The 13606-nt window shown below is 69.4% G+C and carries 15 protein-coding genes; 9 read left to right on the top strand and 6 right to left on the bottom strand.

All coding sequences use genetic code 11. The features are described 5' to 3' along the window. From EV647_RS09895 to EV647_RS09885, 3 genes are all read left to right on the top strand, one after another. Entirely contained in the window at positions 1-1044 is a 1044-nt protein-coding gene (locus EV647_RS09895; protein ID WP_134001195.1) for a glucose 1-dehydrogenase, read from the top strand. A 67-nt stretch (positions 1045-1111) separates the two neighbouring features. Next, positions 1112-1375: a DUF3618 domain-containing protein gene (locus EV647_RS09890; protein ID WP_134001193.1), complete on the top strand. Its 264-nt coding sequence runs from the start codon at positions 1112-1114 to the stop codon at positions 1373-1375. Between the two features lie 41 nt (positions 1376-1416). Further along, entirely contained in the window at positions 1417-1710 is a 294-nt protein-coding gene (locus EV647_RS09885) for a co-chaperone GroES (protein ID WP_198682459.1), read from the top strand. Here the strand turns inward: EV647_RS09885 and EV647_RS09880 are convergent. Continuing rightward, positions 1701-2822, bottom strand: a complete 1122-nt coding sequence (locus EV647_RS09880) for an FAD-dependent oxidoreductase (protein ID WP_134001189.1) — start codon at positions 2820-2822, stop codon at positions 1701-1703. The two genes, EV647_RS09885 and EV647_RS09880, sit on opposite strands and share 10 nt — an antisense overlap. Positions 2823-2906: 84 nt before the next feature. Here EV647_RS09880 and dapC point away from each other — a divergent pair, with 84 nt between their 5' ends. The 3 genes from dapC to EV647_RS09865 all read left to right on the top strand — a co-directional run bounded on the left by dapC (position 2907) and on the right by EV647_RS09865 (position 6177). After that, positions 2907-4007 carry a succinyldiaminopimelate transaminase gene (gene dapC / locus EV647_RS09875; RefSeq protein WP_202876132.1) on the top strand — a complete coding sequence of 367 codons (1101 nt, stop codon included), beginning with the start codon at positions 2907-2909 and terminating at the stop codon, positions 4005-4007. An 83-nt stretch (positions 4008-4090) separates the two neighbouring features. Further along, positions 4091-5398 carry a M15 family metallopeptidase gene (locus EV647_RS09870; RefSeq protein ID WP_134001185.1) on the top strand — a complete coding sequence of 436 codons (1308 nt, stop codon included), beginning with the start codon at positions 4091-4093 and terminating at the stop codon, positions 5396-5398. Positions 5399-5538: 140 nt separating this feature from the next. After that, positions 5539-6177: a hypothetical protein gene (locus EV647_RS09865; RefSeq protein WP_166680267.1), complete on the top strand. Its 639-nt coding sequence runs from the start codon at positions 5539-5541 to the stop codon at positions 6175-6177. Here the strand turns inward: EV647_RS09865 and EV647_RS09860 are convergent. Next, positions 6167-7153, bottom strand: a complete 987-nt coding sequence (locus tag EV647_RS09860; RefSeq protein ID WP_134001181.1) for an alpha/beta fold hydrolase — start codon at positions 7151-7153, stop codon at positions 6167-6169. The genes EV647_RS09865 and EV647_RS09860 overlap by 11 nt on opposite strands. Before the next feature lie 149 nt (positions 7154-7302). Between EV647_RS09860 and EV647_RS09855 the strand changes: the two genes are divergently transcribed. From EV647_RS09855 to EV647_RS09845, 3 genes are read left to right on the top strand one after another with little or no spacing between them, the layout of a single operon-like run. After that, a complete protein-coding gene (locus EV647_RS09855; protein ID WP_134001179.1) occupies positions 7303-8457 on the top strand; it encodes an amino acid deaminase/aldolase in 1155 nt (384 codons plus the stop codon). Next, positions 8454-9755 carry a D-arabinono-1,4-lactone oxidase gene (locus tag EV647_RS09850; protein WP_134001177.1) on the top strand — a complete coding sequence of 434 codons (1302 nt, stop codon included), beginning with the start codon at positions 8454-8456 and terminating at the stop codon, positions 9753-9755. The genes EV647_RS09855 and EV647_RS09850 overlap by 4 nt, the downstream gene beginning before the upstream one ends. Positions 9756-9764: 9 nt before the next feature. Then, the gene (locus EV647_RS09845; RefSeq protein ID WP_134001175.1) at positions 9765-10487 is read left to right on the top strand and encodes a PIG-L deacetylase family protein; all 723 of its coding nucleotides are present in this window, start codon (positions 9765-9767) and stop codon (positions 10485-10487) included. Here EV647_RS09845 and EV647_RS09840 read toward each other — a convergent pair. The 4 genes from EV647_RS09840 to EV647_RS09825 form a co-directional block, all read right to left on the bottom strand. Then, positions 10477-10884 carry a hypothetical protein gene (locus EV647_RS09840; RefSeq protein ID WP_134001173.1) on the bottom strand — a complete coding sequence of 136 codons (408 nt, stop codon included), beginning with the start codon at positions 10882-10884 and terminating at the stop codon, positions 10477-10479. The two genes, EV647_RS09845 and EV647_RS09840, sit on opposite strands and share 11 nt — an antisense overlap. Before the next feature lie 46 nt (positions 10885-10930). Then, complete coding sequence (locus EV647_RS09835) at positions 10931-11860, bottom strand: alpha/beta fold hydrolase (protein WP_166680266.1); 930 nt, start codon at positions 11858-11860, stop codon at positions 10931-10933. Between the two features lie 28 nt (positions 11861-11888). Continuing rightward, on the bottom strand, positions 11889-12425 hold the full coding sequence (locus tag EV647_RS09830) for a DUF6817 domain-containing protein (RefSeq protein WP_134001169.1): 537 nt from the start codon (positions 12423-12425) through the stop codon (positions 11889-11891). 181 nt (positions 12426-12606) lie between these two features. Next, the gene (locus EV647_RS09825) at positions 12607-13521 is read right to left on the bottom strand and encodes a LysR family transcriptional regulator (RefSeq protein WP_166680265.1); all 915 of its coding nucleotides are present in this window, start codon (positions 13519-13521) and stop codon (positions 12607-12609) included. Between the last annotated feature and the right edge of the window lie 85 nt (positions 13522-13606).

The following is a 13606-nucleotide window of genomic DNA, read 5'->3' as shown; positions in this document are numbered from 1 at the left end:
ATGCGGGCCATGACAGTCACGCCGGGCAAGTCCGACTCGGCGACAGTGGGCGACGTCCCAGAACCTCCCGTCGTCGACGGTTCGATCCTGGTGGAGGGCTTGCTCACCGGCATCTGCGGGACCGACCTGGAGCTGGTCTCCGGAGCGTTCGGCAGTGGCCGTCCCGGCGCCGACCACCTCGTCATCGGACACGAGTCGCTCGGACGCGTGCTGGAGGCACCTGCCGGCTCCGGCTTCGCCCCAGGCGACCTGGTCGCCGGAGTGGTACGCCGACCCGACCCGGTGCCCTGTCCGGCCTGTGCACGAGGTGAATGGGACTTCTGCCGCAACGGGCAGTACACCGAGCGCGGCATCAAGGAGATGGACGGGTACGGCGCTGAGCGCTGGCGGGTCGACCCGTACTTCGCCGTACCCGTGCCTGCTGCGCTGGGAGAGCTCGGTGTGCTCGTGGAGCCGGCAAGCATCCTCACCAAGGCGTGGGAGCAGGTGGACCAGGTCGGAGCCCGATCGTGGTTCGCTCCGCAGCATGTACTGGTGACGGGCGCCGGACCGATCGGGTTGCTGGCCGCACTGATCGCCCGGCAGCGCGGGTACGACGTACACGTGCTGGACCGGGTTGAGGACGGGCCGAAGCCAGAGTTGGTACGGGCGCTTGGCGGTACCTACATCACCGACCTGGGGCAGCTGGACGTCGTACCGGATGTGGTGATCGAGGCGACGGGTGCTGGGCAACTGGTGTTCGACTGTGCCTCGCTGCTGCCGCCTGCTGGTGTCATGTGTCTGGCCGGGATCCACCCCGGGCCGGCGACGGTCGACGTGCAACTCGACGCGCTGGTCCGGCAGTTGGTGGTCCGCAACGCCGCCCTGGTCGGGACGGTGAACGCAGGTAAGCGGCACTACGCCGACGCCGTTGACGTGTTGCTGGCCGCGGACCGGGTCTGGCTGGAGCGGCTGATCACCCGGACCGTGCCGCTGTCCGAGTGGCCGGACGCATTGGTACGGGAACCCGAAGACATCAAGGTGGTCGTGGACCTGCGAGCATGACCTGCGAGGATGGTGGGTGACCAAGGGCAGATCGGGGCAGCCCCGCCGATGGAAGGAGCGCCGACACGTGGCGGACACGAAGGCTCGGACGGCCGAGCAGATCGAGGCGGACATCGCCGCCACCCGGGCGCGCCTGGCCTCGGCCGTGGACGAGCTGGTCGACCGGGCGAACCCGAAGAACGTCGCCCTGCGGCAGGTCGAGCAGGCCAAGGCCCAGGTCTTCGACGAGCGGGGTCAGCTGCGGACCCAGAAGATCCTCGCGGTCGTCGGTGCCGTCGGCGGTGTGGTCGGTGTGCTCCTGGTGATCCGCCGCCTGGTGGGTCGCCGGTGACTCCACGCAAGCGGCTGTCCGACGACAAACTCCCGATCCGGATGCTGCACGACCGCGTCCTGGTCTCCCTCGAGCAGGAGGGCGAGCGGAAGTCGTCGGCAGGCATCCTGATCCCCGCCACCGCGCAGATGGGCCGCCGCCTGTCCTGGGCCAAGGTGGTCGCGATCGGTGCGAACGTGCGGACCGTCGAGGTCGACGACCGGGTGCTGTTCGACCCGGAGGACCGGGCCGAGGTAGAGGTGCGCGGCGACGACTACATCCTGCTGCGCGAGCGCGACCTGCACGCGGTGGCCGCCGGCCGCCTGGAGGACGGCCAGACCGGCCTCTACCTCTGAAAGCTCTGGAATCTGAACCGGGCCGGCGGCTGAACTGACCTCTGGGCTGACTTCTGGCCTGACTTCTGGCCTGACTTCTGGGCGGCGCCGGTGACCAGGTCGCGGACGAACGCGCCGACCAGCGGCACGAACTTGAATCCCTGGCCGGAGAACCCGGCGGCGACCGTGACCGGTCCGGCGCGGTCGATGACGAAGTCGGACGTCGGTGTGGTGTCGTAGAGACAGCTGATCGCCGTGGACCTGTGGGGGTCCAACCCTGGGTACCACTGCTCGACGTACCGCAGCAGGGCCGAGTCCCGTTCCGGCTCCGGCTGGAAGTCGCGCTCGTCGGGGTCCACCTCCGGCCCGGTCGCGTGCAGTCCGACCTTGACCCCGGAGCCGGGCTCGTAGAGGCCGTAGCTGGTAGGGCTGTGGTGCACGAAGGACGGCCACTCCAGCTCGTCTGACAGAGGTGTGAAGAACCGCGGCTGCTCCTGAGTCACTGTGAAGGGCGGCAACGACACCACTCCCTCTGCCAGCTTCGGAGTCCACGGTCCAGTGGCCAGTACGACGTGCCGCGCCCACACGGCGCCCCCTGGTACGTCGAGCTCGAGAAAACCGTGATGCGCCCGCAGCGCCCGTACTGGAGACTGCACGCGGAACTCGGCGCCCAAACGACCAGCCACGACCTGTAGCGCGTGAACGGTCCGATCGGCGTACAGCCGACCTGACCCCGGCTGGTACAGCACATCGGTCTCGAAGCGGAACCCGGGCCATCTCTCAGCAGCCTCCGCTGCCGAGAACACGGACCCGGTTGCCCCGTGCAACGACCGGAAGGCCTCGACCGACGCGTCGCCCATCCCGTGGTCGATCCCACCGGTCTCCTCGAGCAGCGTCTCGCCCGACTCCGCCTCCAGCTCCCGCCACAGCGGCCGTGCCCGCTCAGTCAGCTCAGCTATCTCGGCGTCGTCCGCAGCCGGCCGGAACAACCGCGTCGCGCCGTGCGACCCGCCGCGCTCGTGCCCGAGCGTGAACTGCTCCAGTACGACGACCTCTCGCCCGGCCGCGGCCAGCGCCCGCGCGGCGGCCGACCCCATCGCACCGGCCCCCACCACTGCCACGTCATACGTCATTCGGTCACCCCCTGTCCGCACTGATCGTAGTGATCTGGACAGGCAATCTCAGCTGCCGAGCGGGTAGGGGAGAATAAGCAGGTGATCTTTGATACCTCCAGCCGGTTGCCGGACTTCCCGTGGGACAAGCTCGCCCCCTATCAGCTGAAGGCGGCTGCGCATCCCGACGGGATCGTGGACCTGTCGGTGGGCAGCCCCGTCGACCCGGTGCCGGCGCTGGTGAAGCAGGCGCTGGCCGACGCGGCGGACGCCCCGGCGTACCCGACCACGATCGGTACGTCGGCGGCGCGGCAGGCGGCTGTGGACTGGATGGCGCGGCGGCTCGACGTGACCGGTGTCGACCCGCAGAGCGGCGTACTGCCTGTGATCGGCACCAAGGAGCTGATCATGATGCTGCCGACGCTGCTCGGCATCGGGGCCGGTGACACGGTCCTCATCCCGGACCTGGCGTACCCGACGTACGAGGCCGGCGCTGCACTCGCCCGGGCCACCAGCGTCCCGGTCGCGGACCCCACGACGTACGACGGGCCGGTCCGGGTCGCGTACCTGAACTCTCCGCGCAACCCGTCCGGAGAGATCACCCCGCCGGCCGACCTGCGGCGCGCGGTCGAGTGGGCGCGGGCGAACGACGTACTGCTGGTCAGCGACGAGTGCTACACCGAGTTCGGCTGGGACGAGAAGCCGGTGTCGGTGCTGCACCCGGACATCTCCGGTGGCAGCTTCGACAACCTGCTGGCGGTGCACTCGCTGTCCAAGCGCTCCAACCTCGCCGGGTACCGCGGTGGCTTCGTCGCCGGTGACCCGACCGTCGTCACCGAGCTGCTCGCCGTACGCAAGCACGCCGGGCTGATGGTGCCGTCGCCGATCCAGGCCGCGATGGCCGCCGCGTTCGCCGACGACGCTCATGTCGAGGAGCAGCGTGCTCGCTACCTGCGTCGCCGTGCGGTACTGCGGGATGCTCTGACCGATGCGGGCTGGGAGATCACCCTGTCCAACGGCGGGCTGTACCTGTGGGCGTCGCACCCGTCGTACGACGCGTACGGCTCCGTCGGCGCGCTGGCGGACCGGGGGATCCTCGTCGCGCCTGGTGCGTTCTACGGAACCGCCGGTGACCGGCACATCCGGGTCGCGCTCACCGGCACCGACGAGCGCATCGACGCCGCCGTGAAGAGACTGCAGGAGTGAAAGAACTTCCCGCCTTCGTGTGACGTCTCCCCGGATGACTGCCTCTTATAAGGGGTAGGTGTTGTCCAGGGAGGGTGGGGCGGATGAAGCGCGTCGTCGGGGTGGCGGTCGCAGTTCTGTTGAGTCTTGGGTCGGTCGGTGTGGCGTACGCGGACGAGAGTCCTTCGCCGAGTGTCACGCCGACTGCGAGTCCTACTGAAACACCTACGCCGACAGCTACACCCACGCCTGCACCGAAACCAGCGGTGACTCCTGCGGCGGCGTGGTCGATCACGCTGGATCAGCCGGCTGCGTCCTGGGAGGACAAGCCGACCGTCTTCACCGGCAAGATCAGTCAGCCGATCACTGGCTCCTACATCACGCTGTGGCAGCGCGTCCCCGGTGCGTGGGTACTGCGCGCCTCGACCCGGACCACGGCCGGCGGCGTGTACAGGTTCAGCTTCGTGTCGGCGTACACAGGCACCTGGGCGTTCCGCACGATGATCGGGGTCAAGGCGGAGACGGCGCTCGCGATCTCGGACTACCGGACCGTGCCGATCCAGGACCGGAAGATCCTGATCAGCACACCGGCGTCCTGGTACGCGACGCTGACCGGCGTCTCGGTCACCGGGCGGATGGTGCCGGCCGAACCGGGCAAGGAACTCGCGCTGCAGGAGTACCTCGGCAGCGGAGTATGGCGACTGCTGAACATCGCCACGATGGATGCAGGAGGCAACTTCCGGCTGCGGGTCCCCGACGACCTGCCGAAGACGCGGACCGTCCGCGTCGTCACGCGCTCCGTCGCCCAGTCCGCGATGGAGTACTCCGGCCTCGCGACGATCGTCATCAAGGCGGCACTGAACCCGAAGGTGTACGCCGTCTCCGCCGCGATGGTGCCGAGCACGTACCGCGCCGGATGCCCCGTGAAGCCGTCGTCGCTGCGGCTGCTGCAGCTGAACTACTGGGGTTTCGACGGCCGCGTCCACCGTGGCGAGCTGATTCTGCGGGACGCCGCGGTGGCGAAGATGATCACCGCGTGGACCTCGACGTTCGCGTCGAAGTTCCCGATCCGGCAGATGCGCCGGGTGGATGTGTTCGGCGGCAGCGACATCAAGTCGATGGCAGCCGACAACACGTCCGCGTTCAACTGCCGCCGCGTCACGGGTGACCCGTACTCGCTGTCGCCGCACTCGTACGGCTGGGCGATCGACATCAACACTGTGGAGAACCCGTACCTTGCCGCGAACGGTGTCTGGTACCCGTCGAACGGGCTGGCGTACCGCAACCGGTCCGTGGTGCGCCCGGGCATGCTCTTCTCGAGCAGTGCCGCCACGAAGGCTCTGATCGGCCAGGGGTACTTCTGGGGTGCAGGCTGGGCCAAACCCGACTACCAGCACTACGAGCCGAAGTGAAAGCGCTAGTAGTCGCCACCGCGTTGTCAGTCGTTCTGGTCGGTTGCAGCTCCGACTCGGCCGCCCAAGAGCCCACACCGACGCCCACACCGACGCCCACACCGACTCCGATCCCCACAGCGGTCGGAGGGACGGTCCCGGTGCCCACCAACACGCTGAGCTCCACCCCACCGACAGATGCGGCTGTCCCGCCGGAGGTGCCCGAGCAAGCGACCGCACCGCCGCCGGCCAACGCCGGTCCGCTCACCGCAGCCAACCTCCCAGCACCTGACAAGCTCGGAACGGGCTGGAAGACCTACACGGACCGGGGTGGTGCAGAGGCCGGCTTCATTGGCAACAACACCTGGACGCGCCGCCGCGACCCACACCAGGCGTCGTACGAAGCACTGCCCTCCGGCTGTGCCGGCCAGCCGGTCGCCGGCTCGCTGCCAGTCCCCGCCTACGCACTGACCGGCAGCTACCGCACAGCCGACGCCCTACCTGCCACCGCGCTTCTGCTCCGCTTCAGCAACTCCAAGCAGGCGGAGACCTACTACAAGGGCTACAAGGCACGCATGGACGCCTGCGGCACCGGCGGGGACCTGAGTGTGAAACAGCTCTGGGCCGACGACACAGCTGCTGCCGGGGTGCGTGCGTACGCCGGTGCGGAGTCTTACGTCGACCTGTCCGTCGTCCACGGCTCCACAGTCGCTCTACTCGCCACGACGTCCACACGCGCCGATCAGCAGGCCGATTGGGCGCGCAGCGTCGTACCGGCTCTGGAGGCTGTCATCGACTAGCGTCGATCACTGCCTGCGCGAACTCCCGGGGTGCCTCTTGCGGCACGTTGTGCCCCACGTCGAAGGTGCGGTGCTGGTAGCGCCCTGTGAAGTGGTCCCGGTACGACGACCCGTTCCCGGCCGGTGTGAACGGGTCGTAGCGGCCGTCGATGGTGATCGTCGGTACGGCGATCTTCGGCGCCTTCTGCAGTTCGCTCTCCAGTTCGGCGTACTCCGGCTCGGCCGGGATCAGGCTCTGCCGCCACCGGTAGTTGCCGATCACGATGGCCTCGTAGTCCGGGTTGTCGAAGGCGGCTGCGGTCCGGGCGTACGTCGCGGAGCTGTACTTCCACGTCGGCGAGTTGAACTTCCAGATGAACTCACCGATCTCCCGCTTGTACTGGTGCAGGCCTGCCGCGCCGCGCTCGGTTGCGAAGTAGTACTGGTACCACCAGGCGTTCTCGGCCGCGGGGGGAAGCGGCTTCTTGTTGAACTCCAGGTTGGTGATCAGGTACCCGGTGACCGAGACCAGTGCCTTCACGCGCTCCGGCCAGAGCGCCGCGATGATGTCGGCGGTGCGCGACCCCCAGTCGTAGCCGGCCAGCACGGCCCGCTGGATCCCGAGCGCGTCCATCAGGGCGAGGGTGTCGAGCGCGAACGCGGCCTGGTCGACGTTGCGGGGCGTGGCGGCCGAGCGGAACGTCGTACTGCCGTGGCCGCGGAAGTAGGGCACCACGACGCGGTAGCCGCGGCGGGCGAGGAGCGGGGCGACCTGCTCGTAGCTGTGGACGTCGTACGGGAAGCCGTGCAGCAGGAGCACCGGGGTGCCGTGGGCCGGCCCGAGCTCGACGTACCCGACCTTGAGGACGCCCGCGTCGATCTGCTTGACAGGTCCGAACGGGAGCTTCGGAGAGGCGGCCGCGCCTGCTGTGAGCAGCGGAGTGGCCAGCGCGGCGGCGCCGGTGGTCCGGAGGAGAGTGCGGCGGCTGACGTTCATGAGAATCCTTTCCAGTGGGTGTGGATCCAGATTCAGCCGTGCCGGCCCTGGGTCGCGCCCGTGGGACTCCCTGGTCCGGCCTCCCCAGGGACCGAAGTTGGAGGAGAAGTTGAATTACCTTTCAGTATTTCGTGTCCTACACTCCGGTTATGGGTGACTTCGACCGGTATACCCGTCTGACCGCGCGGCTGGACGCGCCGTACGCGGTGATCGACCTCGCCGCGTTCCGGCGGAACGCCGACGATCTGGTCCGGCGCGCCGCCGGCACGCCGATCCGGATCGCGTCCAAGTCGGTCCGCTGCCGCGCGCTGATCACGGCCGCGCTCGAGCGGCCCGGGTTCCACGGCGTGATGAGCTACGCGCTCCCCGAAGCGCTCTGGCTGGCCCGCAACGGTGTCGACGACATCCTGCTCGGCTACCCGACGACCCACCGGACCGCGCTTCGCGAGCTCTCCGAGGACCCCGAGGCGGCGTCCCGGATCACGCTGATGATCGACTCGCCGGAGCACCTCGGATACGTCAAGGCCGCCGCGACCGGCACCGCGCGGATCCAGATCTGCCTCGACGTGGACGCCTCGCTGCGAATCTTCGGCCAGCATCTCGGCGTACGGCGGTCGCCGCTGCGGACCCCGTCCGACGTGGCGGCGCTGGCGCGCACCGTCGCCGCGGACGACGCGTTCGAGCTGACCGGCGTGATGTTCTACGAGGCGCAGATCGCCGGCCTCCCCGACACGTCGCCCGCCGTCCGCTGGGTGAAGCGCCGTTCGGCCGCCGAGCTCGCCGACCGGCGCGGCGCGGTCGTCGACGCGGTCAAGCAGGTCGCGCCGCTCCGGATCGTCAACAGCGGCGGGACGGGCAGCCTGGAGATCAGCAGCGCCGACCCGGTCGTCACCGAGGTCACCGCCGGCTCCGGTCTCTACGGTCCGACCCTTTTCGACAAGTACGACGTCTTTCAGCCCGAGCACGCGATGGCCTACGCGCTGGACGTCGTACGGCGGCCCGCGCCGCGGATCGCCACGCTCTTCGGCGGTGGGTACGTGGCCTCGGGGCCGGCGAAGAAGTCGCGGCTGCCGCTGCCCGCCGCGCCGTCGGGACTGAAGCTGCTGGGCACCGAAGGCGCCGGCGAGGTGCAGACTCCGGTCCAGGGAGCATCGGCCGATCGGCTGCGAATCGGCGACAGAGTGTGGATGCGGTACGCGAAGGCAGGCGAGATGCTGGAGCGGTTCGACGTCGTGCACGCCGTTGACGGTGATGAGGTGACCGAGCTCGTCACCTACCGAGGTGAAGGGAAGAACTTCGGATGAGCACCTGGCGGAACTGGGCCGGTACCGAGTCGGCGACCGGGATCGAGACCCTGCGACCAGGTTCTGCCGACGAGCTCGCGGCCGCGGTCAAATCCGCGGCCGAGCAGGGCAAGAAGCTCAAAGCGGTCGGTTCCGGGCACTCGTTCACAGGCTGCTCGGTGCCGCAGCAGGTGATGATCCGGCTGGACGGACTGTCCTCGATCGTCCACGCCGACAAGGAGTCCGGCCGCGTCACGGTCGGTGCCGGCACCGGACTGCGGAAGCTGAACGCGGGCCTGGCCGCGTTCGACCTGGCGATGGCCAACCTCGGCGACATCGACAAGCAGACCGTCTCCGGTGCGATCTCGACCGGCACGCACGGGACCGGTGCGCGGCTCGGCGGTCTGGCCACGCAGGTCGTCGCGCTCGACCTGGTCACCGCGGACGGCTCGGTGCTGCACTGCTCGGCCGAGGAGAACCCGGACGTGTTCGCCGCGGCCCGGGTCTCGGTCGGCGCGCTCGGCGTGATCAGTTCGCTGACCCTGCAGTGCGTGCCGGCGTTCCTGCTGCGCGCGCAGGAGATGCCGCTGCCGCTCGGCGAGGTCCTCGACGGGTTCGGCGAGCTTGCTGACGGCAACGACCACTTCGAGTTCTACTGGTTCCCGCACACCGAGATCGCGCTCACCAAGCGGAACAACCGGGTCGCCCCGGGCGTCGGCGCCTCGCCGGTCGGCCGGATCCGTGGCTGGATCGACGACGAACTGCTGTCGAACAAGGTCTTCGAGCTGACCAACCGGCTCGCGGTCCGGCAGCCCGCGATGGTGCCGCGGATCAACCGGCTCGCCTCGCGCGCACTGTCGGCCCGGGAGTACGTCGACGCGTCGTACAAGGTGTTCTGTTCCGAGCGGAACGTGATCTTCCGCGAGTCGGAGTACGCCGTGCCGCGTGAGCACGTCGTCGACGTGATCCGCCGGCTGCGGGCGTGGATCGACGCGTCGGAGTCGCGGATCCCGTTCCCGATCGAGGTCCGGGTGGCCGCGCCGGACGACATCTGGCTGTCCACGGCATCCGGGCGCGAGACGGCGTACGTCGCGATCCACCAGTACCACCGGCTGCCGCACGACCCGTACTTCCGGGCCTTCGAGAACATCGTCGCCGACTACGGCGGCCGGCCGCACTGGGGCAAGCTGCACACCCTCACGGCGGACGACCTGCGCGGCCGCTACCCGCGCTTCGACGATTTCCTGGCGGTCCGCGACCGGCTGGATCCGCGGCGGACGTTCGGCAACGCCTACACCCGGCAGGTCTTCGGGGACTAGCCTGCGGTCATGAGCATTGTGGAACGGCTGGAGCCCGTGGTCGAGGACTGGCAGAAGGCGCTGGCCGTGGTCGCGCACCCGGACGACCTGGAGTTCGGTACGGCGGCCGCGATCGCGCGCTGGACCGGACAGGGCAAACAGATCGTGTACTGCCTGCTGACCTCCGGCGAGGCGGGCATCGACGGCGTCGACCCGGCCGAGTCCGGCCCGCTGCGCGAGGCCGAGCAGATCGAGTCGTCCCGGATCGTCGGCGTCTCCGCGGTCGAGTTCCTGGGCCAGCCTGACGGCACCATCGAGTACGGCGTGGCGCTCCGCCGCGTGATCGCCGCCGTGATCCGCCGGCACCAGCCGGAGATCGTCATCACGAACAACTTCCGCGACACCTGGGACGGCGACGTCCTGCTGAACCAGGCCGACCACATCAACACCGGCCGCGCCACGCTCGACGCGGTCCGGGACGCCGCGAACCGGTGGATCTTCCCGGACGCCGGCGACAAGTGGGACGGCGTACGGCAGGTCTGGGCGGCCGGGTCACCCGCCGCGCGGCACGGGGCGGACACCACCGACACGTTCGACGTCGGAGTGCAGTCGCTGAAGGCGCACAAGGCCTACATCGACGGGCTGAACTGGCCGCATTTCGACCCAGAGGAGTTCCTCGAAGGCACCTCACGGCCGGCCGGTGCCCAGCTGGGCACGAAGTACGGCACTCGGTTCGAGGTCTTCACTCCTTGAGGTAGGCCTGCAGGTGCGGCGGCGTCGGCTTCGGACGCCGGGGCTCGCGGTCGCCGGCGGTGCCGGGGCCCGGCGGGTTGTTGGGGCCGACCCACGAGCGGACCAGCGCGCGGCCGCCCTTGCGGGTCATCCGGTGCAGGTCGATCTGCTGGACCTGGCTGGCCGGGATGCCGAGCTGGGCCAGGCTCCGGTTCGCCAGGTCGCAGGCCGTGTCGTGCTTGCGCGGCGACATCTTCTGCTGCAGGACGACCGCGATCGACCCGTCCGGCAGATCCTCGATCCGCTGGAACCGCAGGCCCTTGTCCAAGGACCACGAGTTCAGGGCGAGGTCGATGTAGTCGGCGTCGGACAGTCGACGATCGGGCTTCGCGCGCGCAACCACTTCGTAACGGGCCATACCCCGATCATCCGTCGGCGGCCGCCGGATTTCCAGAAATCTGCGATCAGCGAAGTGTGTTGATCGCGGCCGCCACCTCGGCCGGGTGGGAGATCGGCGTGAGGTGATTGGCGTCCGGGATCAGCGTCGGCGCTGGGGCGCCGATGCGGGTCGCGGTCTCGACCGCGTTACCGCCGTTCGTGTCGTCGACGCCGAAAACGACCGCTTTGGGGAGCATCAGAGCGCTCAGCTTCGCCAGCCGCTCGGGAGCGACCGCGGGGATGCCGTGCGCGGTCATCTGCCAGACCGCCTTCTCGGCACCGGGCTGCCGGAACGGCCGGGTCCAGTCGTCGACCACCATCTCCGGGCAGTCGGGGGAGCAGACGTTGTTGTAGATCTTCTTCAGCAGCCAGCCCTGGTCGAGCACCAGCCGGAACAGCGACGTCCGGTACGGCGGGACGATCAGCCACCGCGGCGGTCCGGCCTGCCCGCCCGGCAACGGCAACCCGTCACCGTCGAGGAACATGATCCCGCCGATCCGGTCCGGCGCCTCCAGCGTCGCCTCGGCCGCGATCCCGGCGCCGAGCGAGTGCCCGACCAGGATCGGCCGCGGCTCACCCGGACCACCGAGGTGCATGGCGTCCAGGAAGCCGAGCAGCTGCGCCGCGAGATGCTCGATCGTGTACGGCGCCTTGCGCTCGGAGTACCCGTATCCGGTGATGTCGTACGCGTACACGCGATGGTTGGTGGCGAGCAGCGGTACCAGCCGCGACCACGTGTCGACGGACTCCGCTGACCCGTGCACAAGTACGACGGGTGCTCCCGACGTACCCCAGGTGCCGTAACGGGTGTGGACGTCGCCGGCCTGTACGTACTTGAGGCCCGGTGGTGGTGCCGCGGTTCCGTTGGTGACGAGGTTGTAGCCGAGAGATGCCGCGGTGACGACCAGCCAGAGCCCGAGAAGTCCCAAGAACCCCCGCCACAGGAACCGTTTCACAGCTCCTAGTTTTGCAGGCTCCTGTTTGTCACAGCTGGAGGATGCGTTGGGACTCGGTGAGGACCGCGGGGGAGGCGAGTGACTGCCAGCGCGGGATCTGTTCCTGGAGGAACGCGCGCAGCTCGGGGGCACGTTCGGCATCGTGGTCGAGGACGTCGAGCTCGTTGACGATCGTCAGGTCGACGAAGTCGCGGAGGTCCTCGGTGCCGAGCTCCTCCGACGTACCGGTGAAGCGGTCCGCCACGGTGCGGTGCTCGGCGAGGTCGCGCCAGGTGGTCTCCCGGTCGCAGGCGCCGTACCGATAGACGATCAGCTCGGCCTCGGGGCCGATCACCGCCTCCAGGACGGGGCGCTCGGTCTGCCAGTCGAAGAGATGGGTCGGGAAGCCGTCGGTCCCGTACGCGGCGTGGGCGAGGCCGGCCAGCACCAGGGTGTCGGACGCACCGAGGGAGCTGAGGCGCTTGGCCACGCGATGCAGGTGGACGTACAGGCTTCCGCCCGCGTGGTCGATCTCGTCGGCGCCGCGCACCATCAGCAGCGAACCCAAGTCCTGGAAAGTGCTCATCTGACCCCTTCTCACCCCGGAGCGGCCAAACCCCTCGACCAGATCAAGGCCCACCGACCCGGCCCAGGTCACCCACGGTAAGGCCAACCCAGCACCCCCGCCCACCACTTCGGCGTGCCGTTTCCGTCACATCCCGTTCATTCGCCGTTCGACGGTCGGGGCGCCGACCGCCCGGAGCCGGTCAGGTTGTTGCTGTCGGCAAGGTCTTGAGGGCGTGCCGGGTCTGTTCCAGGAGCAGGTGGAGCATCGGGTTCGCGCTGTGCTTGGGCCAGATCAGGGCGAGTACGTTCGGCTCGGCGTCGACGAGCGGCAGCCAGGTGAGTCGCGGATGCGCGAAGTACGTGACCGTGGAGGCCGGCGCGATCCAGCAGCCGTGACCCGCCGCCACCAGGTGCAGGCACTCTTCGGGCGTCCGGGCCTGCGGTCCGAAGAGCGCGCGGGTGCCGTCCGGGCGCGGATCGATGAACCAGAAGTCGACCACGGCCGCGGGCATCCCGTCCCGAGGGCCGATGACCGGTACGTCGGCGAGCTCCGCGATCCGCAGCGTCGTTCGCGACTCCAGCGGATGCCCGGGCGGCAGCGCGACCCAGCGGTCCTCCGGCATCAGCGGATGGATCGTGAACCGCGGATCGTCCCCGATCGGCAGCCACAGGAACGCCGCGTCGGCCCGCCCCTCGATCAGCGCGTCGATCTCGTCCGGCAGCGTGTGCGACGCGATCGGCCGGAGCTCGAGCTCGGGCGCCTCCTGCCGGAGCGCGGCCTCGACCGCCGGCATGAAATGCGCCGTACTCTGCGCCTTGAACGCGATCCGTAGCGGATCCGGTCGCCCGGCCGCCGCCAGCCGCGCTTCGGCCACCATGGCCTGCGCCGACGACAGCAGCGCCGCGCCTTGCTTGAGCACGACCTCCCCGGCCGCGGTCAGCTCGATCCCGGTCGGGCGCCGCTCGACCAGCGGCGTACCGACCACGCGCTCCAGTTGCCGGATCTGTCCGCTGACCGCCTGCTGCGTCAGGTTGAGGGTCCGCGCCGCCCGCGTCATGCTGCCTTCCGCGGCGACGGCCTCGAGCGACTGCAACAGCCGCAAGCTCAGATCCACGCCTCCCATGGTGGCACAACGATCTGTTGTGCCCTCGCCAAGAAGTCTCTGTTTCCACACCGCCCGATCTGGCGGGACGATCGAG

The organism is Kribbella sp. VKM Ac-2566 (assembly GCF_004366005.1).
GTDB classification, from domain to species: domain Bacteria; phylum Actinomycetota; class Actinomycetes; order Propionibacteriales; family Kribbellaceae; genus Kribbella; species Kribbella pratensis.
The sequence above is the reverse complement of the archived record's forward strand: the minus strand, read 5'-3'. Positions and strand labels throughout refer to the sequence as shown.

Coding starts and splice junctions, on each gene's coding strand:
- EV647_RS09895 (WP_134001195.1), top strand. CDS start 1: ATGCGGGCCATGACAGTCACGCCGGGCAAGTCCGACTCGGCGACAGTG.
- EV647_RS09885 (WP_198682459.1), top strand. CDS start 1,417: ATGCTGCACGACCGCGTCCTGGTCTCCCTCGAGCAGGAGGGCGAGCGG.
- EV647_RS09880 (WP_134001189.1), bottom strand. CDS start 2,822: ATGACGTATGACGTGGCAGTGGTGGGGGCCGGTGCGATGGGGTCGGCC.
- EV647_RS09870 (WP_134001185.1), top strand. CDS start 4,091: ATGAAGCGCGTCGTCGGGGTGGCGGTCGCAGTTCTGTTGAGTCTTGGG.
- EV647_RS09860 (WP_134001181.1), bottom strand. CDS start 7,153: ATGAACGTCAGCCGCCGCACTCTCCTCCGGACCACCGGCGCCGCCGCG.
- EV647_RS09855 (WP_134001179.1), top strand. CDS start 7,303: ATGGGTGACTTCGACCGGTATACCCGTCTGACCGCGCGGCTGGACGCG.
- EV647_RS09850 (WP_134001177.1), top strand. CDS start 8,454: ATGAGCACCTGGCGGAACTGGGCCGGTACCGAGTCGGCGACCGGGATC.
- EV647_RS09845 (WP_134001175.1), top strand. CDS start 9,765: ATGAGCATTGTGGAACGGCTGGAGCCCGTGGTCGAGGACTGGCAGAAG.
- EV647_RS09840 (WP_134001173.1), bottom strand. CDS start 10,884: ATGGCCCGTTACGAAGTGGTTGCGCGCGCGAAGCCCGATCGTCGACTG.
- EV647_RS09830 (WP_134001169.1), bottom strand. CDS start 12,425: ATGAGCACTTTCCAGGACTTGGGTTCGCTGCTGATGGTGCGCGGCGCC.